The sequence below is a fragment of the Marivibrio sp. genome, from assembly GCF_040218065.1.
Classification (GTDB): Bacteria; Pseudomonadota; Alphaproteobacteria; order UBA8366; family Aestuariispiraceae; genus Marivibrio.
Window position 1 is genome coordinate 340,415 of record NZ_JAVJQE010000008.1, and the last position, 22,077, is coordinate 362,491.

The window sequence follows — 22,077 nt, forward strand, 5'->3', positions numbered from 1 at the left end:
CTAATTAATGAGGAAGGACTCGGTTATGTCGACGTTGGTCTGGGGTGGTTTGATCGCCGCAGCGGTCCTAATCGCCGCGATTGCGATGCAACGGCGCGGGGGCGTCCGCGCGGACGGCCGTCGCCCGGTGCTGATCGGCGCGATGCTGCGCCGGCGAGGCGTGAGCTTGGCGGGGCTGGAGGAGCGCGGTCTCGCGGACGACCTCGCCAACTGCGCGCGCATCTGCCGCGCCTGCGAGAATCGGGCGGCCTGCGGCGCACGGCTGCAGGCGACGCAAGCGCCGGCCTATCGCGACATCTGCCCCAACAGCGCCTTCATCGACGGCCTGCGCGCCTGATCCCGGCCACGGGCGCGCCGCCGGCCTTGGACAGGGCCGGCGGCGCGGCCGTTTCAACGCTGCCGCTCCAGCCGGTCCGTCGCCAGCGGCGTCGTGCGGGAGAGGGCGGCGATTTCGGTCCAACAGATCTCGTCGATTACACCGTTCGGAGCGTCCAGAGAGGGCCGAAGCTGACGACGCCCAATTCCTCTTCCTGGGCGAGAGGCCAAATCTCGACCGCCGCCTGTCCGGTGAGCGGATTGTACATTGGTTGGATCACGTCGATCGGCGCCCAGCCGCACGCCGCTTTGACAGCAAGCCCTAATCGCGCCGAGCGTCATCGCCGCCTTTTGGCTGTCGATCGCCGTAGTGGCTGCGGGCGCCGCGCCCACGCGTGTTTCCCCCCAGCTTTCCTGGGGGCGAGCTCTGAAGCCAGGCAATAGCGCCGGCGTCGTTACGTCCGGTAGTCCGGCTGCTCCGCGTCCAGGCTGCGGCGGACGGCTTCCCACTCCAGCGCGCCCTCATAGCCGTACCAGTCGCTCGCAGCCATATCGCTCAGATGGCGGCGCCCGCTGCGGCGGCTTCCTGCACCTGCAACTGCACCGCGCAGGCCTGGTCAGATAGAAAGAGCGGAAGAAAGCTTCGCCCGCATTGCGCCCGAAGACGAAGGCGCAGCGCCAGGCCTCGACCACCATCTTCTTGTCGCGCCCTGCCTCCAGCAGGCCCGAGAGGAAGTCGTCGCTGCATTCGAATTCATAGTCGGTATAGGCGATCCCCGCCCCGCCGCCGATCATCAGATAGGCTTGCGAAAAGGGTCCCATGCCCTCGGCCTGGGCGGAGACACCCATAATCGCCTTGGTGTGGATGTGCATGATGCAGTTCATTTCGGGATCAGCCTCGAAGAAGCGCTTCCCGATCTCCGTCGCTGAGGGGGTCGCCTCCCCATTCTGTGGCGTCAGGTTCGTGCGCTCGAAGCTGACCTTGACCAGGTTGGAGGCGGTCACCTCCTCATGCATCCAGCCGTAATGATGGGTTAAGAGCGCGTCTTCCCCTGGGACCCGCATCGCAGGCCGCTGGTTGGTGAGGTCGGTTAGGCGATACTTGACCAGCGCGCGCTAGATCGCCGCCAACTCCTGGCGGGTCGCCCACTCCGCTTCCGAACAGCCGGAAGGACGCGTCTCTTTCGCGCCTGTGGGACGGGAGCGGGTGACGACGGATATGATGGGGACTCCTTCTTCGGCGATGCAGGCAAACCTGGCCGAGCCGCTTGCGGTGGAAGAGATCGCGCGGCGCCTGCGGCTCAGCCCCAAGCGCCTGCGAACACGCTGTCGTAGAGGCCTTGGCCTGACAGCCGCCGGCTATCGCCGGACGCTGCGCCTCGGCCGCGCGCTCGATCTTCTGCGAGAGACGGAGATGAGCGCCTCCGAAATCGCCCTGGCGGCGGGCTTTGCCAGCCCGGCTGCGTTCTCGCGTGCATTTCGCTGCGCCTTTCAGTCCGCCCCGGGACAGTTCCGAAAAGTCTCACCTCGCAAACCGGCCTAAAGCGCGGACCCCACTGCCGCCTCAATCCGTCACGCCGCCCACTGGAAGCGCCTCGGCTAGGGGCGCCGGCCTGTCTGCGAGCGAGGCCGGCGGCCCACAGCGTCGGGAAAGCCGCTGCGAAACAAGTTTTTCAACAGCCTTAGCCAAACCGACCTTTCATCACCTATTCGCCCGCCTCGCTTGTCTGGCCTTCATAGAGACCAGCGCCTGACCGGCTGCGTCGGCCCCTGCGCCATGGCCGTCTGGAGGTGGCTATGAATACGCATCCGCGCCGGACATGCAGATCGACCGAAGTTGACCGGTCGCGGAGCTTACACGGCTACCTCTTGCGGCTGAGAAGCAGCATGATGTCGGATGGGGCGCCGTAACGGATGACGGGATGCGCGGCCGCAAGGGTCGCGAACAGACCGGCGCGGGCCGGCCATCCCAAATCCCCGCGGATCGCGAGACGGCCCCAGAGACCGGCGAGCGCGACGCTCGGCAGGCCGGCGTGACGGAGCGGCTCGAAGCCGGCCGCGCGCACGCAGGCCTCCAGGCTGCCGGGCGAGAAGTACCAGAGGTGCGGGCTTTCGTAGCCGCGCTGCCACAGGCGCTCATAGGGACCTTTCAGGCCGAGCCCCAGCAGCGCGCCCGCCATGCGATAGAACGCGCCGCGCCGATCGGGGAGGGTTAGGATGAGCGTCCCGCCCGGGGCCAGCAACCGGTGCGCTTCGCACAACGCGGAGAGCGGGTCGGGCAGATGCGCCAGGACGTCGTTGAAGGAGACGATGTCGGCGGACCGCGCCGGGGCGTCCGGGCGGGGGAAGAGGCCGGCGGTCACGTCGTGGCCGTTCGCCCTCGCGGCTTCGGCGACCCCCGGATCGGGCTCGATCCCGAAGGTCTCGAGGCCGCGCTCGCGCGCGATGTCGAGGAACCAGCCCGCCCCGCAGCCGACGTCGAGCAGCCGGCGCCCGGGCGGCGGCGCGAAGCGGGCCATCGCGTCGAGACTGCGGCCGGCGTTCGCGCGACGCAGCCGGCTGTGGGCGTCGACCGCGCTCTCGCTCCAGCCGGCGACAATCGGGCCGTTCGCCGCCGGATCGTCGAGGCGCGACCGCTCAAGCGCGCAATCCGGGCAGCGAGCGACCCAGGCGACGGGTCCCGGGGTCATGGACGATCCGCAGAGCGGACAGGAGAGCGGTCCTGAGGTTGGATCTGCGTCACGCATGCACAAACTCTGTCCTCGTTTCTTGGGCGCGCTTGCGCGGCCTCCAGGCGTCGGAAACCGGGCGACTAAGGCAGGCGCGCCGGAGATCGTCTGGCGCCCGTATTTCCGCGCCAAGTACGCCCGGTCATGACGCAGGCGCAGGCGCAGACGCCGCGCCCGCGGCTCACCTTCACGCTGGATCTGGAAGATCATCGCGCCGACCGGCGCGGGCCGCCGCGCTATGCGGGCGACACGCGCGCTGCTCGATCTGTTCGACGAGATCGGCGCGCGGGCGAGCATCTTCATCGTGGGCGAGATCGCGCGCGCCGCGCCGGACCTGATCCGCGAAGTCGTCGCGCGCGGCCACGAGCCGGCCTGTCACTCCCTGAACCATCGGCCCTTGGACCGGGAGACGCCGGAGCGTTTTCGCCGAGAGACGGCGGACGCCAAGGCGGCGATAGAGGATGCGGCCGGCGTCGCGGTGACCGGATACCGCGCGCCTGTCTTCTCGCTGACCCGGAAGACCCTTTGGGCGCCGGCGGCGTTAAGCGATTTGGGCTTCACCTACTCCTCGAGCGTGCTGCCGGCGCCCTCGCCGCTCTACGGCTTTCCGGAGGCCCCGGCGACCCCGTTCCGCTGGCCGGAGGGGCTGCTGGAGCTGCCGACGCCGGTGATGCGGATCGGGCGCTCGCCGACTCCGTTTCTCGGCGGCTTCTATCTGCGCTACCTGCCGGCCGCCCTGGTGCGGCGCGGGATCGCGGGCCAGCCCGCGGAGACGTGCCTTTGGAGCTATATCCACCCCTACGACATCGACGCCGCAGAGCCGTTCGGCGCGATCGCGGGGGCCCCGCTTTGGGTCAGCCTGCTGCTCTGGGCCAACCGATCGGGCGCGAGGCGAAAGATCGAACGTCTCGCCCGCGCGGTCGCGCCGGCCCCGCCCCTGGGCGAGCGTGCGGCGCGCGGCGAGTACGACCGGGTCGCGGCCTTCCCGACCCTGTAACTCTGCGGGCCGCTAGGCGTTTCAATTGACCGAGCGGGCGCTGCGCGCGGCTCATCCAACCGCATGCGGAGCGGACCGTGGGGACCTCGCGCCGAGGGCGTTAACCGATCCGCTTCCCAGCAACCCGACCTTTTTGCGCCGGCGTTTTCCTATTAGGGACCCGCCTAAGGGCTGAGGAGACCTCCTTGCAGGCGTCGACGAACTCTGAAGCGCAGACCTCCTTTGTTTCGAAGCAGGCTGATGAGCACGCCCCGCCGCAAGTCCGCGGTCATGGCGACGCCTTTGCGACCATCGATCATTGAGGCGGTGCGCCGGGCCGCCTGCGGTCAAAAGGCGTCATCGATCCCGCGTTGGGGGAGATTATCCGGCGCACTTCTTCTTTCGATTGAAGTGCGTCGCCTGGCTGATACCCGCCTTCCGACAGATCTCAGCAACCGGCGCCCCTCTTCCCCTTGCTTCAAAATGAACGCCTTCTGGTCCTCCGAGAACTTCGAGGCCTTCATAGCTCTCCGCTCCTCCCGGCCAGGACAATCACCGCGGAAAACTCTAACCGAAAGCGATCCAGTTTTCGGGGTTCAGATCAATGATTCTGGTGATTCAAGGAAGCGCGCTTCCGCAACTGACATTTAATCTCAGGCCTACGCGCATTCTCGACCCATCGGCGACGGCGGATCATTGAACCGACTGCACTGCGGCGACGCGATTCTGAGAGCTTTCAGATTACTTAGGGGGGCTGTTGAATTCGACCGTTCCGAGCGCGCACCATCCTGCCCGCAGAGGCAGCGAGCCGCTGATCGGGTCGCGCCGCTCGACGCTCATCGCCGCGTTCAGGTTCAGCGTCGAGCCGTCGGGTCCGGCGCCGGCCCAACCATGCTGCGCATAGACGGCGCCCGGGGCGAGTTGCTTGACGATCGCGGCGCGGGCGGCGAAGCGTCCGCTCGCGGTGCGCACCTCCGTCCAATCCCCTTCGGCGAGGCCGTATTCCGCGGCGGTCTCCGGCGCCATCTGAAGGATCGGGTCGGGCTGCAGGCGCCGCAGGCTCGGCAGATTGCGCCCCTGGCTGTGGCAATAGGTGAGCGTCTTGGCGCAGCCGAGGCGCAGCGGATAGCCCTGCGGCGGTGAGGCTTCCTGCGGCGGCGCGCAGGGCAGCGCGTCGTACCCGGCCGCCGCCAACCGGTCCGAGAAGAGTTCGAGGCGCTTGCTCGGCGTCGGGAACCCGTCGGGGTCGAACGGGCGCAGCCGCACTTCGTCCGGAAGGGTCACGCCCTCGGGCGCGGCGCGCAGCGCCTGCGGCGTCAGGCCGGTCGGGGCCAGGATATGGGCGTATCCGGCGTCGACGTCCCCGTCGAACATCTGCGCCGACAGGCCGAGCCGCTCCGCCATCGCCATCACGATCTCGGTGTCCCCGCGCGCCTCGCCCACCGGTTCGACGACCGCGGGGCGAAGCTGAACCCGGCGCAGCCCCTCCAAGCTCGCATCGAAGCCGGGCCGCAAACCTTCTCGTTCCCAAGAGGTCGCGGCCGGCAGCACGATGTCCGCGTGGGCCGCCGTCTCGTTCAGGAAGAAATCGGCGTGGACGTGGAGATCGAGCGCCTCCAAAGCCTGGCGCGCCCGGGCGGTTTCAGGCTGCGCCGCCAGAAGGTTGCCGCCGAAGGAGACGAGCGCGCGCACCGGATAGGGGCGCCGCTCCAGAATGGCGTCATAGACCGCCTCGGCCGTCACCCATCCTTGGCCCGCCGGACCGAGAGGCCGCGCATCGCGACCCAGCGCCTTCGCCCGCTGCGCCTCGCCGAGCAGGTCCGGCCCGTAGAGCGGATTGAAGGACGCGGCGGCCCCGGGCACGTTCCCGCCGGCCGCGCCGTAGCAGCCGGTCAGGGCGTATAGGATCGAGATCGCGCGGTCGGTCTGCGTCGCGTCCGCGCTCTGCCCGACGCCGTTCCAGGCGTAGTAGGCGACCCGGCCGCCGCCGCCGATGAGTTCCGCCGCCCGATCGAAGGCGGCCCGATCGACGCCGGCTTCGGCGCAGGCGCGCTCCGGCGTGAACGGGGACAAGGCGTCCCGCAACGTCGCGAAGACCGTGCGGCAGGGGATGGCGCCCTCCGGCCCCGGCGTCGTGACGGCGCCGTCGAGCGTCGGCGCGGCCGTCTCGTCGAGCCAGCGCCCCTCCGCCGGATCGTAGGCGAGCAGCCGGCCGGCGGCGTCGAGGCCGATCATCGCCTCCGGCGCGTCGGTCCAGCCCAGATCGCGCCCGCGCAGCCGTCGCCCGATGTCCTGACGGACCAGCAGCGGCGCGTCGGTCCATCGGGTCAGAAAGTCGCCGTCGATGCGTCCCGCGTCGATCAAAGCGCGTGCGAGACAGAGCGCCAACAGCCGGTCCGCGCCGGGGCGCACGCGCAGCCAGCTGGCGGCGTGGCGGCTGTAGAGGGTCGGCCGCGGATCGACGACGACGAGCTTCGCGCCGCGCTTCAAAGCCTTCTGTATTTCGACCGATCGGGCGAGCCAGGTCGCCGTCGGATTCCAGCCCCAAAGAAGCACGACGTCCGCGCGGGCGACGTCCGGCGTCCCGATGTCCCAGCCGTAGGTGAAGCGCGTCGCGACGTCCTTGTGCCAGTTGCAGATTTCCGTGCTGTAGATCGTGTTGGGACTGCCGAAGGCCGCGATGAACCGTTCGACCCAGGCGATGGAGTCGGACATGTGCGTGCCGCTCGGCGTCGTAACCGAGAAGGCGACCTGTTCGGGGCCGCCGGCGTCGCGAATTCCGCCGAGACGCGCCCCGATCTCGTCGAGAGCCTCGTCCCAACTGATCGGCGCCCACGCGTCGGCGGAGCGGTCTCCCTTGGCCCCGACCCTGCGCAGCGGACGGGTCAGGCGATCCGGGTGGTGGACGAGCTCCGGCGCGGCGCGCCCCTTCGGACATAGCTTCGCCCCAGAGGGGTGCCGCGGATCAGGCTCGACGGCGGTGAGGCGGCCTCCCTCTATCACGGCTATGCAGCCGCATCGTGAGCGGCACTGGGTGCAGAAGGCGGGAATTCGTGTCGCGTCGGTCATGGTGAAGCGTAGCGATTGGGAGGGAGCTTCTGCAAGCCGGCGCTCTATCCTGCTGAGCGACCAGGACGTGGGCGGTTAGAGTGCAAGAACGCCGGACCGACGCCATAGGGAGCGCGGGTTTCGGGAGGGGGCGCGCTTACGGCTCTTCCGCCTCCAGCACGTAGGCGCCGGCCGGGATTTCGTTCTCGATCAAGCGGCGCACGCCGGGCGGAATCTGCGGGTCCTCGGGCGGGTAGATGTCGGCCTGGGCCAGAGCCTTTCGCACGTCGACGCGCCGGCCGAGATACTCCAGCAGCACGCGCGAGGCGCCCGGGCGGCGGCCGCGGCGCACCGGCCCCCCGGTCTGAACGCCGAGCATCTGATCGACGCGCGTGTGGTAGCTGGGATAGAGCGTCATTTGGGTGATCGATTTCTGTAGCAGCGCCTCGTACTCGAGGACGTAGATGCGCTCTGAGATCATCAGCACGGCGCCCATGTATTTCGAGACGGTCGTGCGCGCGCCCGTGGTTCGGCGGCGCATCATCTCGAAGTTCTTCCAGTAGTAGCGCCCGTCCTTCTCGTAGATCACGCCGAGCGACTTGATGATCTGGCCGGCGTAACCGAAGGAATAGAAATAGCGGAAATAATAGCCGACATAGCGGTCCAGCGGGCTGCTGCGCTGATAGAGGATTTCCAGATGGCGCAGCGGATCGGCGCCGACCGCCGCCTCCATCGGCCGGCGTCGCAGGGCGACCAGTTCCTGAAATCGGCCAGGCTCCAACAGCATCTCCGATTCCGTCACGCCGAAGAAGTCGCAGACCCGGCGCATATTGTGGCGCGACGGTCGCGATTGGCCGTTCAGGTACTTGTTGAATTGCTGTCGGTTGACGTCGAGCTTCCGGCACACCTCGGCGATTGAGGAATAGTAGCTGCATAGCAGCGCGAGATTTCGCGGGAAATGGTGATCCTCCATAGCTCTATCGCAGCTTGACGCCGCAAGCGTGTCAAGTCGCGAAAGGGCGCGAAGTTGTCTCCGCCGTTCGGCGCGCGCTCAATTGGGACGCAACCGAGAACAAGCCGGAGGAGGCGACCGTCCCATGAGGATCGTCAAGGAATACCCCCACAAGGTCCGCGAACTGCCGCATGTCGAGGTGCCGATGCCGGACGGCTGCAAGCTGGCCGCGCGGATCTGGATGCCGGAAGGGGCGGAGAGTACGCCGGTCCCCGCGATCCTCGAGTACATTCCCTACCGCAAGAATGATCTGACGGCCCAGCGCGACGAGAGCATGCATCCCTACACCGCCGGCCACGGCTATGCGGTGGTGCGCCTCGACCTGCGGGGAACGGGCGAATCGCAGGGCCTGATGCTCGACGAGTATCTGCCGCAGGAACTGCAGGACGGCTTCGACGCGATCGCCTGGATCGCCGATCAGCCCTGGTGCGACGGCAATGTCGGCATGATGGGCATCTCCTGGGGCGGCTTCAACGGGCTTCAGGTGGCCGCGCTTCAGCCGCCGGCCTTGAAGGCGGTGATCAGCGTCTGCTCCACCGACGACCGCTACGCGGACGACGTCCACTACATGGGCGGCGCGATGGTGATCGATCAACTTTCCTGGGCCTCCATCATGTTCGGCAAGAACACCCTGCCCCCCGACCCGCGCCATGTGGGCGAGGCGTGGCGGCCGATGTGGCGCGAACGGCTGGAGAAGAGCGGTTTGTGGCTGAAGAACTGGCTGGAGCACCAGACGCGCGACGAGTTCTGGAAGCACGGCTCGATCTGCGAGGACTGGTCGAAGGTGACGACGCCGATCTACGCGATCTCCGGCTGGGCCGACGGCTACTGCCGGGCCGTCTTCCGCCTGATGGAGAACCTGCAAGGGCCGAAGAAAGGGCTGATCGGCCCCTGGGCGCACAAGTACCCGCACCTTGGTCAACCGGGGCCGGCCATCGGTTTCCTGCAGGAGGCGCTTCGCTGGTGGGACCATTGGCTGAAGGGCCAGGACACCGGGATCATGGAGGAGCCGATGCTGCGGCTCTACATGCAGGATCCGGCCCCGCCGAAGGGATGGTACGCCGACCGTCCGGGTCGCTGGGTGGCCGAACCGTCCTGGCCCTCGCCCAATATCGAGCGGCGGGCGCTGCCGCTCGGCGCGGACGGACGCCTGCATCTCGAGGCGGACGCCAAGGCCGAAGCCGGGGTCCTGACCCACGCCAGCCAGGGCCGCGTCGGCATGGCGTCGGGCAAATGGTGCTCCTACGCCGTGCCTGGGGACCAGCCCGGCGACCAGGGGACGGACGACGCCGGCAGCCTGCGCTTTGAGACCGCGCCGCTGGAACAGCCTTTGGAAATCGCGGGAGACGCGGCCGTCGAACTTGAGCTGTCTGTCGACAAGCCGGTGGCCCAGCTGGCCGCGCGGATCGTCGACGTGCATCCCAACGGCGCCGCGACGCGGGTCTGCTACGGCGTCCTCAATCTCTGCCATCGCGACGGCCATGCGGAGCCGGAGCCGCTGATCCCGGGCGAGCGCTATCGCATCCGCGTGCCGATGAAGCCGGTGGCGCAGCGCTTCGAGAAAGGCCACCGCCTGCGCCTTTCCCTCTCCACCGTCTATTTCCCGATGATCTGGCCGACGCCGGAGACGGTGACGCTTACGCTCCACACCGAAGGCTCGCGCCTGGAATTGCCGGTGCGCGTCGCCAGCCCGGCGGACGAAGCCCTGGCCCCCTTCGCGGAGCCGGAAGCCGGCCCCGAGCTTGCGGTCGAGACCCTGGAGGCGCCCGACCTCCATTGGCGCGTGGTCGACGACGTCGGATCCGATCGGATCGAACTCCATGTCGGCGACGGCGACGGGGTGATCCGCATCGTCGATTGGGATCTGACGATCCGCAGCCAAGCCTATGAACGCTACACGGTCGAGGGCGGCGACGCGCGCTCCGCCCGCGGGACTGTGCGCTGGGAGTACGCCATGGGCCGCGCCGACTGGCAGGTGCGCACCGAAACCGAGACGACCCTGACCTCGGATCCGCAGAGTTTCATCATCGAGGCCCGCCTGAAGGCCTGGGAGGGCGACGAGCTGGCGCACGAGGAGGTGTGGAGCGAACGCATCCCGCGTCGCATGGCGTGACTTCGCGAAATGACGCGATTTACGCGTCTGATTGCGCGCGATGCGAAATTGCATTGGTGCACGGACAGGGCGTCCAATACGGACCGCAAAAAAAGAGAACCGCGGGCGTCGGGCTGCGTCAGGAGGCGCGCCGGCGGCCAATCACCAGGGAACAGGACGGAGGCGAACGATGACCGGTTGGAAGACGACGCGTTTTACCACGACGAGGCGGGGGTTCCTGGCGGCGGGCGGCGCCGTCGGCGCGGCGGCGATGCTTCCCAAGTGGGTCGGGCCGGCGCAGGCCGCGGAGCGCGTGTTGAATCTGCGACTTGACGCGGACAATGCGATTCTCGACCCCGGCTACATGGTCGGCGGCTCGGAGATCGAGGCGCAGAAGCAGTGTCTGCCGTTTCTCGCGCAGTATGTGGTCGAGGACGGCGCGGTCGGCTGGGAGCCCACCTATTTCGTGAGCAAGCTGGAGCAGCGCGACCCCACCCACATCGATTTCGAGCTGGCCGAAGGGCTGATGTGGAGCGGCGATTTCGGCCCGGTGCTGGCGTCCGACGTGAAGTACAGCTACGAGCGGATGAAGACCACCGACTGGAGCGGCTATTTCGACGCCTTCGAGCGGGTCGACGTCACGGGCGAGCGCTCCGGCACGATCGTCCTCAACAAGCCCTTCGCGCCCTTCATCGTGATCACGCTGTGCCACGGGCCGGGGGCGGTCCTCTCCGAGAAGGCGATGATGGCGGTCGGAGAGAAGTTCACGACCGAGTTCCCTGCGATCTGCGGGCCTTACGTCTATGAACAGATCCCCGGCCAGCGCGCGGTCTTCACGCCCAATCCGGACTGGACCGGGCCGAAGCCGGACTTCGACCGGGTGAACTGCAACGTCATCACCGAGATGAAGGGCGCGGAGCTCGCCTTCGAGGCGGGCGAGCTGCACTGCACCGAGATCGGCACCGACACGCTGGCGCGCTATGCGGACGAGATGCCGGCCGGCGCCAAGGTGACGGCCGCAGGCGAACTGCAGTATCTCTGGCTCGGCATGAACACCCAGCATCCGAAGCTGCAGAACAAGCTGGTGCGTCGCGCCATCCAGCACGCGGTGGACGTCGAGGCGATCAACCAGGGCGCCTATTCCGGCGTGGTCACGCGGTCCTACGGCAATGTCTGCCCGGGGCTGATCGGCCAGCGCACGACCACCCGCTACTACACGCACGACGTCGCCAAGGCGCGCGAGCTCTTGGAGGAATCCGGCGTGCGCGGGTTGGAGCTGACGCTGAAAGTGCTGAACAACCAGGAGCGCATGCTGGGCGCCCAGATCATTCAGGCGAACCTGGCGGCGATAGGGATCACGGTTAAGATCCTCCCGCAGGACGCCGGGCCGTTCTGGGAGATGGGCCAGGAGAGCAAGGGGGAGCAGTGGAAGGATCTGGAGCTGTTCACCATGCGCTTCGCCACCACCCCCGACCCCTATGAGGCGATGCAGTGGTTCGTCTCCAGCCAGGTCGGCGTCTGGAACTGGGAGCGCTGGACGGATCCGGAGTTCGACCGTCTCTACGAGGAAGGCCTGGGCGAGACCGATCCGGCCAAGCGCGCCGAGATCTATCTGCGCATGCAGGACATCATGGAGGAGACGGGCGCCTACGTCTGGATCAACCATGAGCCGGAGGTCTACGTTCACGCGGACGACGTCGAGATCAGCGCCGCCCCGTCGGCCGAACTCGACTACCGCCGGTTCCGGCAGCTTTAAGGGGCGGGACGGCGGGCGGCGGCGCCTGGGAGCCGCCGCTCGCCGCTCTATCCGGGCCGCGAGAGGAGACCCGGCGTGCTGAGCTACATCCTGAAGCGCTTAGGCCTCTCGCTGGCGGTCGTCGTCGCCGTGGTGCTGGTGCTGTTCTCGCTCCTGCACCTGATCCCCGGCGATCCCGCGACCGTCGCCCTCGGCCCGCGCGCAACGCCCGAGGCGGTTCAGCGTTACGCCGAGAAGATGCATCTCGACAAGCCGGTCGTGATGCAGTTCCTGATCTATGTGAAGAATGCGGCGCTGGGCGATCTGGGCGTCGACGTGTTCTCGAACCGCTCCGTCGCGCAGATCGCGATCGACCGGATGGGCTTCACCGTCGCGCTAGTCTCTGTGAGCCTGGCCTGGGCGGTTTTGCTGGGCGTGCCGCTCGGCTGTCTGGCGGCGGTGCGGCCGAACAGCTGGATCGACCGGCTGGCGGCCGTCCTCTCGGTCGGTACGATCGCGATTCCCTCCTTCGTCGTGTCGATCTGGGCGCTGCTGCTGTTCTCGCTCGAGCTGAGATGGCTGCCCGCCATGGGCGCGGGCGAGCCGGGCGATCCGCTGGACCAACTGCATCACCTGGCCTTGCCGGCGCTGGCCGTCGGTCTCGGATGGGTCGGCTATCTGGCGCGCATGGTGCGCGCTTCGATGCTGGAGGTGATGGGCGAGCCCTATATTCGCGCCGCGCACGCCTTCGGCCTGCCGCCGCGTCGGGTCGTCTACGGCTACGCGTTGCGTGTCGCGATTCTGCCGACTGTGACGCTGATCGGCATGGGGTTCAGCGGCCTGCTCTCCGGCGCGGTCTTCGCCGAAATCATCTTCGCGCGACCCGGAATCGGAAAATTGATCTTCGATTCCGTCATGAACCGGAACTTCCCCGTGGTGCAGGGCGCGGTGCTGCTGACGACCGCGCTCTACATCGTCATCACGCTGATCAGCGACCTCGTCGTCGCGTGGCTGGATCCCCGTGTCCGTGAAACCCTCTGACGCCGTCCCGGATCTGGATCGCGAGCGCGAGAGCGCCGCGCGCGAGCGGCGCGCGACGCTGGGCGCATTCTTGCGCAATCCGCTCGGCGTCACCGGCCTCGTCCTGGTGCTGCTGTTCTTCGCCAGCGCGATCTTCGCGCCCTGGATCGCGCCTTACGATCCCAACGCGATGGACATCCCCGACCGGCTGGCCGACCCCAGCCTTGAGCATCTGGCCGGCACCGACCAGCTCGGCCGCGACACCTTCTCGCGCGTGCTGCACGGCGGGCGCGTCGCCTTGAAGGTGGCCGCGATCGGGGTCTCCGTGGCGCTCGCCGTCGGGCTCGTTCTCGGCATGCTGGCGGGGTTCGGGCCGCGCTGGCTGGATAACTTGTTGCTGCTCGTCTTCGACACGGTGCGCGCCTTCCCGACCATCGTGCTGGCGCTCGCCACCGTGGCGCTGACGGGACCCAGCCTCGAGATGGTGCTGGCGATCGTCATCATCACCTCGATCCCGCAATATGCGCGCATGGCGCGCACCGCCACGCTCGCCCTCAAGAATACGGAGTTCATCCTGGCCGAACGCTCGCTCGGCGCTTCGACCGCGCGGATATTGCGCGAGCACGTCATGCCGAACGTCATCGGCCCGCTTCTGATCCTGGCGGCGATGGACGTTCCGGTGGTGGTGACGGTGGAGGCGGGGTTGAGCTTCCTGGGCCTCGGCGTGCTGCCGCCGACGGCGAGCTGGGGCACGATCCTCAACGAAGGCTATCTGGTGATCCGCGAGACGCCGTGGATGGTGCTGGCGGGCGGCGTGCCGCTGGTGCTGACGACGCTCGGCTTCACCTTCCTCGGCGAGGCGCTGCGCGACGTCTTCGATCCCAGGCTGAGCAAGGGGAGATAGCGCAAGGATGGACGCCGACGCCGCCCCGCTGCTCGAGATCGATCGCCTGTCGCTCGCCTTTCACACCGCGCGCGGACGCGTCCAGGCGCTGCGTGAGGTGAGTTTCTCCGTCCCGCGCAACCGGATCGTCGGGGTGGTCGGCGAAAGCGGTTCGGGCAAGAGCACCGTGCTCTGGTCGATCCTGGGCTTGCTGGCGGGCAACGCCGAGGTGACCGGCGGGGCCGTGCGTTTCGCCGAGCGCGACGTGCTGGCCTTGGCCGAACGCCAGCGGCGCGCGCTGCGCGGCGAGGAGGTGTCGGTCGTCTTTCAGGATCCGATGACCTCCCAGATCCCGGTGCTGACCTACGCCCGGCAGATGCGCGACATCCTCTATCGGCGACGGGGGATGAGCGTCGCCGAAAAACGCCGCCTCGCGGCCGAGATGCTGGGCAAGGTCGGCATCCCGGATCCGGGTGCGCGCATCGACCAATATCCGCATCAATTCTCCGGCGGGATGCGCCAGCGCGCCGGGATCGCGATGGCGCTGCTGACCGATCCCGCGCTGCTGCTGGCGGACGAGCCGACCACGGCGCTCGACGTCACGATGGAGGCGCAGATCGTCCAGCTGCTGCGCGACCTGCAGCGCGAGTTGCAGTCAACCGTGATCGTCGTCTCGCACAATCTGGGGCTGATCGCAGAGATGTGCGACGACGTCGTCGTGATGTACGCCGGCGAGGTGGTGGAGGCCGGTCCCGTCCGCCGAATCTTCCACGACGCCCGCCACCCCTACACCCGCGCGCTTCTGGAGTGCGATCCTGCGCGGATCGTCGAGAAGACGCGCATTCTGCCGGTGATCCCCGGCGACATCCCGGACCTGACCCGTCCGCCGCCGGGCTGCGTCTTTGCCGATCGCTGTCCCAAGGCGATGGAGATCTGCCGCACGACCCCGCCCTCTGAGGCGCGCGACGAGGCCGGCGGGCGCGCGCGCTGCCACCTGTTGAACGGCCCAGGCCGCGATCCCGATTGGCCGCCGCCGTCGGAGGTGATCACTGTTTTTCAAGGGGGAGCCGGCGCCGGTTCGCCGCCGAAAGTCGAACCCGCGCCGAGCGAGCGTCCGCCGACGGAGGAGTCGCTTCTGGACGTGCAGGGCCTGCGCGTGCGCTTCCCGACCATGGGGCCGATCAAGGCGAAGCTGTCGGGCGTCGCGGACCCGTTCGTCGACGCGGTGCTCGACGTCTCCCTCAGCGTCAAGCCCGGCGAGACGGTGGGCCTCGTCGGGGAAAGCGGCTCGGGCAAGACGACGTTGGGCCGGACGATCCTCAATCTGGTCGCGGCGTATGCGGGCTCGGTCCGCTTTGAGGGCGAGGAGACGCTGGGCCTGAGCGAGCGGCGCTTCAAGCGGCTGCGGCGCGACATGGCGATGATGTTCCAGGATCCGGTGGGGTCGCTCAGCCCGCGCAAGACGGTGCGCGCGCTGATCACCGAGCCGTTCGACATTCACGGCGTGGGCGACGTCGACCGCGATGCGGAGGCGGAGCGGTTGTGCGATCTGGTGCGGCTGCCCAAGGCGTTCCTCAGCCGCTATCCGCATCAACTCTCCGGCGGACAGGCGCGGCGGGTCGGCGTGGCGCGCGCGTTGGCGCTTCGCCCGAAGCTGATCATTGCGGACGAGCCGACGGCGGGCCTCGACGTTTCGGTTCAGGGAGAGATCCTGAACCTGATGCGCGAGCTGCAGGAAGCGCACGGCCTCGGCTATCTGATCATCACCCACAATCTTCCCGTCGTACGCCATATCAGCGATCGGCTGGCAATCATGTATCTCGGCCGGATCGTCGAGCAGGGACCGTCCGAGGCGATCTTCAACCAGCCGGCGCACCCCTACACGCAAGCGCTGGTCCGCGGCGTGCCGCAGCCCGACCCCGATCTTCGGCGCGACGAACTCGCCGTCACCGGCGAAGCGCCCAGCCTCTTGAAGCGCCCGCCCGGCTGCGACTTCCACACCCGCTGCCCCTACGCCGACGAGCGTTGCGCGCGCGAGGTCCCGCGGGCGGAGGAGATCCAGCCCGGCCGCCATGTCGCGTGCTGGCGCCCGCTGGTGGAGCGGGTCTGAGGCGCCTCCGGTCGCCCGGTATCGACGCGGCGGCCTCCAAGCGGCCGGCCTCCACGCGGCCGGCCTCGACGCGTCCGACAGCGATGCGTTTCGGGCCTGTCAGCCGCGTTGCGCGGCCTTAAGGAAGCCTAGGATCAGGCGATCGCGTTCGGCCATCATCTCGCTCGTGCTGCGACCGCCCATCTCGGCCGCCACGCCGTCGGCGAGCGCCTTGGCGGTCTCCTCGTCCAGCGTGACGCCGTCGTCCAGGCTCTCCCACCAGCGATGGAAGCTGGGGGCGTAGCGGCGGCAGAATTCCGCCATCCCGGCTTCGCCCGCGCCGAGGCCGAACAGCATATGCGGCCCCATGGCCGCCCAGCGCAGGCCCGGGCCGGCCCAGATCGCGCGGTCGACGTCCTCGACGCTGGCGACGCCGTTCTGCACCAGGCTCACCGCCTCGCGCCACAGGGCCGCCTGCAGGCGGTTGGCGACGTGACCCGGGACCTCCTTGTTGACCCGGATCGTCGTCTTGCCGCAGGCGGCGTAGAAGGCCTCCGCCGCCGTCAGCGCGGATTCTTCCGTGCGTTCATTCCCCATGACCTCGACCAGCGGGATCAGATGCGGCGGGTTGAAGGGGTGGCCGAGGACGAAGCGCGCCGGGTCTTTCCAGCCGCCCTGCATCTCCGTCACCGTCAGGCCTGAGGCGGAGCTGGCGACCACCGCGTCCGGCGCCAGCGCCGGTTCGACCCGGCGGTAGAGGTCGTGCTTGATCTCGATCCGCTCCGGCGCGCTTTCCTGGATGAAGCGCGCGCCCTCGACCGCGTCCTCCGGCGCGGCGACGACGGGGACTTCGGGCGGCGCCTCGGTCTTCGCGACGCCCAGGGCCTGCAGGCTCGGCCAGGCGCGGGCGGCGTAGGCGGCGATCGCCTCGCCTGCGCCGTCGGCCGGATCGTAGACCGTGACGCGGCAGCCGCAGGCCGCGAACAGCGTCGCCCAGCTGGCTCCGATGACGCCCCCGCCCAAACAGGCGACGGGCAGGCCGTTCAGGGTTGAGAAGTCGGCGTCGGTCATGATTCAGAAAAGCCCCGGGTTGAGCGGCGAGGCGGCGGTGAGCCCCCCGTCGACGGTGACGGTCTGGCCGGTGACGAAGGCGCTGGCGTCGGAGGCGAGCCAAACCGCCGCTTCGGCGATGTCTTGCGGTTGGCCGAAGCGTCCGGCCGCGTGCCGGGCCAGCGCGTCGCGCTGCGCGGCCTCAGGATCGCGGGCGAGCGCGAAGCCGGCCTCCGCCATCTCGGTCATGATCCAGCCGGGTTTGATCGCATTGCAGCGGATTCCGTCCGCGCCGTGATCCACCGCGATCGAGCGGGTCAGGCCGTGCACGAAGGCCTTGCTGGCGTTGTAGAGCGCCATCTGGGGGTCGGCTGTATCGCCCGAGATCGAGCCGATGTTGACGATCGACCCGCCGCCGGCGCGCCGCATCGCGGGGATCGCCGCGCGCGCCATCTGGAAGACGCCCTTGGCGTTGGCGCCCATGACGGCGTCCCAGTCGGCGTCGCTCGACTGCTCGACCGTCTTTTCCACCTGCACGCCGGCGTTGTTGACCAGGATGCGGAGCGCGCCGAAGGCCTCCTCCGCCCCCGCGACCAGGGCCGCGCATTGGTCCGGGTCGCTCACGTCGGCGCGGCGCCAGGCGACGTCGTCCGGCAGGTCGTCGGGCCGCTCGCCCCGGCCGCAGGTCAGGACCTGCGCGCCGGCCGCCCGGTAAGCCTCGACGATCGCGCGGCCGATGCCGCGCGCCCCGCCGGTGACGATCGCGGTGCGGCCGTCCAGCACGCGCGCGCTCATCCGTGCGCGACCATGACGTGGCGCACGGCGGTGTGGGCCTCGAGCGCGAAGACGGACATGTCGCAGCCCGTGCCGCTGCCGCGCATCGCGGCCCAGGGCATCTCCGGCGTGGCGACGCCGTGGGTGTTGACCCAGGTGAAGCCGAAGCGAAGGCGGCTCGCCACCCGCATCGCCCGCCCGACGTCGCGCGTCCAGACGGAGGAGGCGAGGCCGTAGGGACTGTCATTCGCCCAGGCCACCGCCTGATCGACGTCGTCGAACGGCGTCACGGTGACGACGGGGCCGAAGATCTCGGCCTGCACGGCCTCCGATTCCTGCGGCGCATGCGCGAGGATCGTCGGCTGGTAGAAGAAGCCCGCGCCGTCGCCGGCGGCCCCGCCGGCCGCGGCTTCGACCCCGGGCGTCTCAAGCGCGCGCTCGACCATGCCGGCGACGCGGGCGCGCTGGTCGGCGCTGATGAGCGGGCCCATCTCCACGTCCGGCTCGCGCTGGGCGCCAACCTTGATCTCGCCCACCGCGCCGGCGAGGTCGGCGACGAACTCGTCGAAGCCCTTCTTCGGCGCATAGAGGCGGCAGGGTTGGGCGCAGTCCTGTCCGGCGTTGAAATAAGCGCCGCCGCGGACCGTCTCGATCACGGCGCCGCGGTCGGCGTCGTCGAAGATCAGCACCGGCGCCTTGCCGCCAAGTTCCAGATGCGTGCGCCGGATCTGTTGCGAGGCGGCGGCCATCGCGCGCTTGCCGGTCGCCGGCGAGCCGGTGATCGAGATCGCCTCGACCGTCGGATGGTTCAGCATCGCCTCGCCCACAACGGGCCCGCGGCCGTGCAGGACGTTCACGACGCCCTTGGGGAAGATCTCGTTGAGCGCGTCCGCGAAGCGCAGCAGGGAAAGCGGCGTCAGCTCCGAGGGCTTAAGCGTCAGCGTGCAGCCCGCCGCCAGCGCGGGCGCCAGCTTCCAGGAGGCCATCATCAGCGGATAGTTCCACGGCGCGATCGCCGCGACCGGTCCGACCGGGTCCCGTCGGATCATCGAGGTGTGGTCGGCGGCGTACTCCCCCGCCGCGACGCCGTGCTGGGTGCGGCAGGCGCCGGCGAAGAAGCGGAAGACGTCGGCGCACAGCGGCAGTTCTTCGCTGAGCGTCAGCGCGTGCGGCTTTCCGCAGTTGCGGCTTTCGATGTCGGCCAATTCTTCCTGCGCCGCCTCGAAGGCGTCGGCCAGCGCCAGCAGACGGCTCGCCCGCTCGCCCGGCGGGGTGCGCGACCAGCTTTCGAAGGCCTCGGCGGCGGCCCGCGCGGCGGCGTCGACCTGCTCGGGCGAGGCCTCGGGGACCTCTGCGATCGTCTCTCCCGTCGCCGGGTCCAGCACCGGCAGCGGCTCGCCCGCGCCGTCGACCCGTTCGCCGTTGATCAGCAGTTTCATGGGCTCGCTCCTCGATCGATTGTCTTGGGGGCTCAGAACCCGACCTGATCGCCGCCCTTGAGGGCCAGGCGCTCGCGCGCCTCCGCCGGGGTCGCCAGGCTCAGGCCCAGCTCCTCCACGATGCGGCGGATCTTCGAGACCTGATGCGCGTTGCTTTCGGCCAGTTCGCCCCGCCCGATGTAGAGGCTGTCCTCCAGCCCGACGCGCAGATTGCCGCCCAGCATCGCCGCCTGGGTCGCAAACGGCATCTGGTTCCGCCCGGCGGCCAGGACCGACCACTCGTAGTCGTCGCCGAACAGCGCGTCCGCCTTCTTGTGGAGGTGCATCAGATTGTCGAGGTCGGCGCCCATCCCGCCCATAATCCCGAAGACCATCTGGACGAAGAAGGGCGGCTTCACGAGGCCCTGGTCGACGAACCAGGCCAGATTGTAGAGATGGCCGAGGTCGTAGCACTCGAACTCGAAGCGCGTGCCGTGCCCGTCGCCCAGCTCCTTCAGGATGTATTCGATGTCGGCGAAGGTGTTCTTGAAGATGAAGTCCTTCGTCATCTCCAGAAACTGCGGCTCCCAGTCGTGCTTCCAATCCTTGTACTTCTCCAGCAGCGGGAAAAGCCCGAAATTCAGCGACCCGACATTGAGGGAGGCCATCTCCGGCGAGGCCCGCATCGCCGCCCGCAGCCGCTCTTCGCGGGTCATGCCGAGGCCGCCGCCGGTGGAGATGTTCACCACCGCGTCGGTCGACTGCTTGATGATCGGCAGGAACTCCATGAAGCGCGCGGCGCTGGGGTCCGGCTTGCCGGTTTCGGGGTCGCGGGCGTGCAGGTGGATGACGCTGGCCCCCGCCTCGGCGGCCGCGATCGCCTCGTCCGCGATCTGGCGCGGCGTGATCGGCAGATGGGGCGACATGGTCGGCGTGTGGATGCCGCCCGTTGGCGCGCAGGTGAGGATGACGGATTTCTGCTTTTTCTTAGAAGCCATCGGGTTCAAAGCCTCATCTGTTGGACCTGCGCGCTCAGACCCCCGTCGAGGACCCAGAGCTGACCGCTGGCGTAGCGCGCCTCGTCGGAGGCGAGCCAGTTGACCAAATTGGCGATATCCTCGGGCGTGCCGTAGCGGCGCATCGGGTGCACGTCGCGCACCGCCTGCTGGAGGCTTTCGATGTCGCCCGCGCCCTGGAAAAAGCTCTGCAGCATCGGCGTGTCGATATAGCCCGGGCAGACCGCGTTGACGCGGATCCCCTCCGGCCCGTGGTCGCAGGCCATGGCGCGGGTAAGCGCGTGGACTGCGCCCTTGGTCGCGCAGTAGGCCGCCAGATGCGGGTCGGCGATGAAGCCGTCGTAGGAGCCGAAATTGATCACCGAGGCCTCGCCCGCCCGGCGCAGGGCGGGGAGCGCGTATTTCACCGTCAGGAACATCGCGGTCACGTTGATCGCGAAGATGCGGTTCCACTCCTCGAGCGTCGTGTCCTCGACCGTCTTCTCGATCTCGATGCCGGCGGCGTTGACCAGGATCTGCAGCGGCGCGTCGTCCGCGCCCTGCTTCGCGAAGAAATCGGCGACCGCCGCCTCGTCGGTCACGTCGAGGGGCTGGACCGTCACGCCGTCGGGCGGCGTCTGATCGAGGTTCGCGACGTCGCAGGCGACGACCGCCGCCCCCTCGGCGGCGAAGCGCCGACAGATCGCCTGACCGATGCCGCCGCACCCGCCGGTGACGACGGCGCGCTTGCCCTGAAGCTTGCTCACGCCGCGCCCTCCTCGGCGTAGAGAGCGGCGTAGGCGTCGAGCACCAGCCCGTGGAAATGATGCACCGCGTGCTCCGACAGACCGGAGCCGCCGGGATCGACGACGAAGCGGCCCTGGCGAAAGGCCGGCGTCTCCATGCCTTTCTGCACCGATTCAACGAGGCCGATGTCCTCCGGCTGCAGCACTTCGTCGATATAGCGGATGGCCTCGCGCTCGTCCGCGTTGGGCGTCGGCTCCTCCAAATAGAAGTCATAGGTCTCGAGCGTCCGATCGGGTCCCAGCGGGATCACGTTCAGCACCAGGAAGTTCCCCCGACCCGGATAGCGCATCAGGCAGGTGGTCGGCCACAGCCACCAGACGGCGTGGTCGCGCACGGTTGCGTTCTCCACCGAATAGGCGCTGTTGGCGGCCTTGCCCGCCTCGGCCATGTGGCTGGAATAGATGCCGTGGGTGGTCACCTTGTAGGTGTCCATGTCGACAAGCGTCACGAAATCCTTGTGCGCGATGTGGCAGTGGTAGCATTCCAGGAAATTGTCGACGACGTTCTTCCAATTGGAGCGGATGTCGTAGGTGAGGCGATGCGCGAAGGTGAGCTCGCCGACGTCCGGCGCGTAGCGCATGATCTCGGCCGACAGATCGCCCGACTGCTCGGCCAAGGGCGTCGCGTTCGGGTCCAGGTTCGCGAAGATGAAGCCGCAGAACTCCTCCACCCGGATCGGATCCAGGCAGATCGCGCTCTTGTCGAAATCCTCCAGATGCTGGGTGTGGGGCGCGGCGCGCAGCTGGCCGGTCAGATCGTAGGTCCAGGCGTGATAGGGGCAGGTGATGCCGCTCGTTTTTCCCTCGCCGGTCAGCAGGTGGTGGGCGCGGTGTTTGCAGACGTTGTAGAAGCCCCGCAACTCCCCGTCGCGTCCGCGCACCAGCAGGATCGGCCGGCCGGCCAGCTCGGTCGCGACGTAAGCGCCCCGCTCGCGCAGTTTCTCCGCATGGCAGACCCAGCGCCAGCTCTTCGCGAAGATCGCCTCCCGCTCGGCCGCGAACCAGGCGGGGTCGGTGTAGGCGTCGGCGGCCAGCGAGTGGGAGCGCGTCACCTTCGGGTCAAAGCCCTGGCGCAACGCCTCGAAGGCCGCGCGCGGCGGCGCGATGGTCATTGAATCATCCTCCAAAATCCGAA

The 22,077-nt window shown here is 68.6% G+C and carries 19 protein-coding genes and 1 pseudogene; 8 read left to right on the forward strand and 12 right to left on the reverse strand.

All coding sequences use genetic code 11. The features are described 5' to 3' along the window. Positions 1-25: 25 nt before the first annotated feature. Positions 26-337 (forward strand): DUF6455 family protein, encoded by a 312-nt coding sequence (locus tag RIB45_RS07935; protein WP_350049708.1) that lies wholly within the window; start codon positions 26-28, stop codon positions 335-337. 136 nt (positions 338-473) lie between these two features. On the opposite strand, the gene RIB45_RS07940 is transcribed toward RIB45_RS07935, so the two are convergent. Next, positions 474-596, reverse strand: a complete 123-nt coding sequence (locus RIB45_RS07940; protein WP_350049709.1) for a hypothetical protein — start codon at positions 594-596, stop codon at positions 474-476. 241 nt (positions 597-837) lie between these two features. After that, positions 838-1,425 (reverse strand): class II aldolase/adducin family protein, encoded by a 588-nt coding sequence (locus tag RIB45_RS07945; RefSeq protein WP_350049872.1) that lies wholly within the window; start codon positions 1,423-1,425, stop codon positions 838-840. Positions 1,426-1,558: 133 nt separating this feature from the next. Here RIB45_RS07945 and RIB45_RS07950 point away from each other — a divergent pair, with 133 nt between their 5' ends. Further along, complete coding sequence (locus tag RIB45_RS07950; protein ID WP_350049710.1) at positions 1,559-1,858, forward strand: helix-turn-helix domain-containing protein; 300 nt, start codon at positions 1,559-1,561, stop codon at positions 1,856-1,858. A 319-nt stretch (positions 1,859-2,177) separates the two neighbouring features. On the opposite strand, the gene RIB45_RS07955 is transcribed toward RIB45_RS07950, so the two are convergent. After that, positions 2,178-3,005 carry a class I SAM-dependent methyltransferase gene (locus RIB45_RS07955; protein WP_350049711.1) on the reverse strand — a complete coding sequence of 276 codons (828 nt, stop codon included), beginning with the start codon at positions 3,003-3,005 and terminating at the stop codon, positions 2,178-2,180. A 277-nt stretch (positions 3,006-3,282) separates the two neighbouring features. Here RIB45_RS07955 and RIB45_RS07960 point away from each other — a divergent pair, with 277 nt between their 5' ends. Beyond that, positions 3,283-4,041 carry a polysaccharide deacetylase family protein gene (locus tag RIB45_RS07960; RefSeq protein WP_350049712.1) on the forward strand — a complete coding sequence of 253 codons (759 nt, stop codon included), beginning with the start codon at positions 3,283-3,285 and terminating at the stop codon, positions 4,039-4,041. A gap of 363 nt (positions 4,042-4,404) precedes the next feature. On the opposite strand, the pseudogene RIB45_RS07965 reads toward RIB45_RS07960, so the two are convergent. From RIB45_RS07965 to RIB45_RS07975, 3 genes and pseudogenes are all read right to left on the reverse strand, one after another. Continuing rightward, positions 4,405-4,544, reverse strand: a pseudogene (locus tag RIB45_RS07965) (transposase); the annotation flags it as partial. Between the two features lie 217 nt (positions 4,545-4,761). Beyond that, positions 4,762-7,089, reverse strand: coding sequence for a molybdopterin-containing oxidoreductase family protein (locus RIB45_RS07970; RefSeq protein ID WP_350049713.1), 2,328 nt, complete (start codon positions 7,087-7,089; stop codon positions 4,762-4,764). Between the two features lie 136 nt (positions 7,090-7,225). Beyond that, a complete protein-coding gene (locus RIB45_RS07975; RefSeq protein ID WP_350049714.1) occupies positions 7,226-8,041 on the reverse strand; it encodes a helix-turn-helix domain-containing protein in 816 nt (271 codons plus the stop codon). 124 nt (positions 8,042-8,165) lie between these two features. Here RIB45_RS07975 and RIB45_RS07980 point away from each other — a divergent pair, with 124 nt between their 5' ends. The 5 genes from RIB45_RS07980 to RIB45_RS08000 all read left to right on the forward strand — a co-directional run bounded on the left by RIB45_RS07980 (position 8,166) and on the right by RIB45_RS08000 (position 15,920). Then, a complete protein-coding gene (locus tag RIB45_RS07980) occupies positions 8,166-10,193 on the forward strand; it encodes a CocE/NonD family hydrolase (RefSeq protein ID WP_350049715.1) in 2,028 nt (675 codons plus the stop codon). 169 nt (positions 10,194-10,362) lie between these two features. Next, positions 10,363-11,928, forward strand: a complete 1,566-nt coding sequence (locus RIB45_RS07985) for an ABC transporter substrate-binding protein (RefSeq protein ID WP_350049716.1) — start codon at positions 10,363-10,365, stop codon at positions 11,926-11,928. Between the two features lie 75 nt (positions 11,929-12,003). Continuing rightward, positions 12,004-12,948, forward strand: a complete 945-nt coding sequence (locus RIB45_RS07990) for an ABC transporter permease (RefSeq protein WP_350049717.1) — start codon at positions 12,004-12,006, stop codon at positions 12,946-12,948. Beyond that, positions 12,935-13,831 (forward strand): ABC transporter permease, encoded by an 897-nt coding sequence (locus RIB45_RS07995; protein WP_350049718.1) that lies wholly within the window; start codon positions 12,935-12,937, stop codon positions 13,829-13,831. Before RIB45_RS07990 ends, RIB45_RS07995 begins: the two co-directional genes overlap by 14 nt. 7 nt (positions 13,832-13,838) lie before the next feature. Continuing rightward, on the forward strand, positions 13,839-15,920 hold the full coding sequence (locus tag RIB45_RS08000) for a dipeptide ABC transporter ATP-binding protein (RefSeq protein ID WP_350049719.1): 2,082 nt from the start codon (positions 13,839-13,841) through the stop codon (positions 15,918-15,920). 99 nt (positions 15,921-16,019) lie between these two features. On the opposite strand, the gene RIB45_RS08005 is transcribed toward RIB45_RS08000, so the two are convergent. The 6 genes from RIB45_RS08005 to RIB45_RS08030 are packed head-to-tail and all read right to left on the reverse strand — an operon-like array spanning position 16,020 to position 22,054. Then, entirely contained in the window at positions 16,020-16,970 is a 951-nt protein-coding gene (locus tag RIB45_RS08005; RefSeq protein ID WP_350049720.1) for a 3-hydroxyacyl-CoA dehydrogenase NAD-binding domain-containing protein, read from the reverse strand. 3 nt (positions 16,971-16,973) lie between these two features. After that, complete coding sequence (locus RIB45_RS08010) at positions 16,974-17,744, reverse strand: SDR family NAD(P)-dependent oxidoreductase (RefSeq protein WP_350049721.1); 771 nt, start codon at positions 17,742-17,744, stop codon at positions 16,974-16,976. Then, complete coding sequence (locus tag RIB45_RS08015) at positions 17,741-19,162, reverse strand: gamma-aminobutyraldehyde dehydrogenase (RefSeq protein WP_350049722.1); 1,422 nt, start codon at positions 19,160-19,162, stop codon at positions 17,741-17,743. Before RIB45_RS08015 ends, RIB45_RS08010 begins: the two co-directional genes overlap by 4 nt. Before the next feature lie 32 nt (positions 19,163-19,194). Continuing rightward, positions 19,195-20,139: a 3,5-dioxohexanoate:acetyl-CoA acetone transferase gene (gene kce, locus RIB45_RS08020; protein WP_350049723.1), complete on the reverse strand. Its 945-nt coding sequence runs from the start codon at positions 20,137-20,139 to the stop codon at positions 19,195-19,197. Positions 20,140-20,144: 5 nt separating this feature from the next. Next, positions 20,145-20,903 (reverse strand): SDR family NAD(P)-dependent oxidoreductase, encoded by a 759-nt coding sequence (locus RIB45_RS08025; RefSeq protein ID WP_350049724.1) that lies wholly within the window; start codon positions 20,901-20,903, stop codon positions 20,145-20,147. Then, positions 20,900-22,054 carry an aromatic ring-hydroxylating oxygenase subunit alpha gene (locus RIB45_RS08030; protein WP_350049725.1) on the reverse strand — a complete coding sequence of 385 codons (1,155 nt, stop codon included), beginning with the start codon at positions 22,052-22,054 and terminating at the stop codon, positions 20,900-20,902. The genes RIB45_RS08025 and RIB45_RS08030 overlap by 4 nt, the downstream gene beginning before the upstream one ends. Positions 22,055-22,077: the final 23 nt, after the last annotated feature.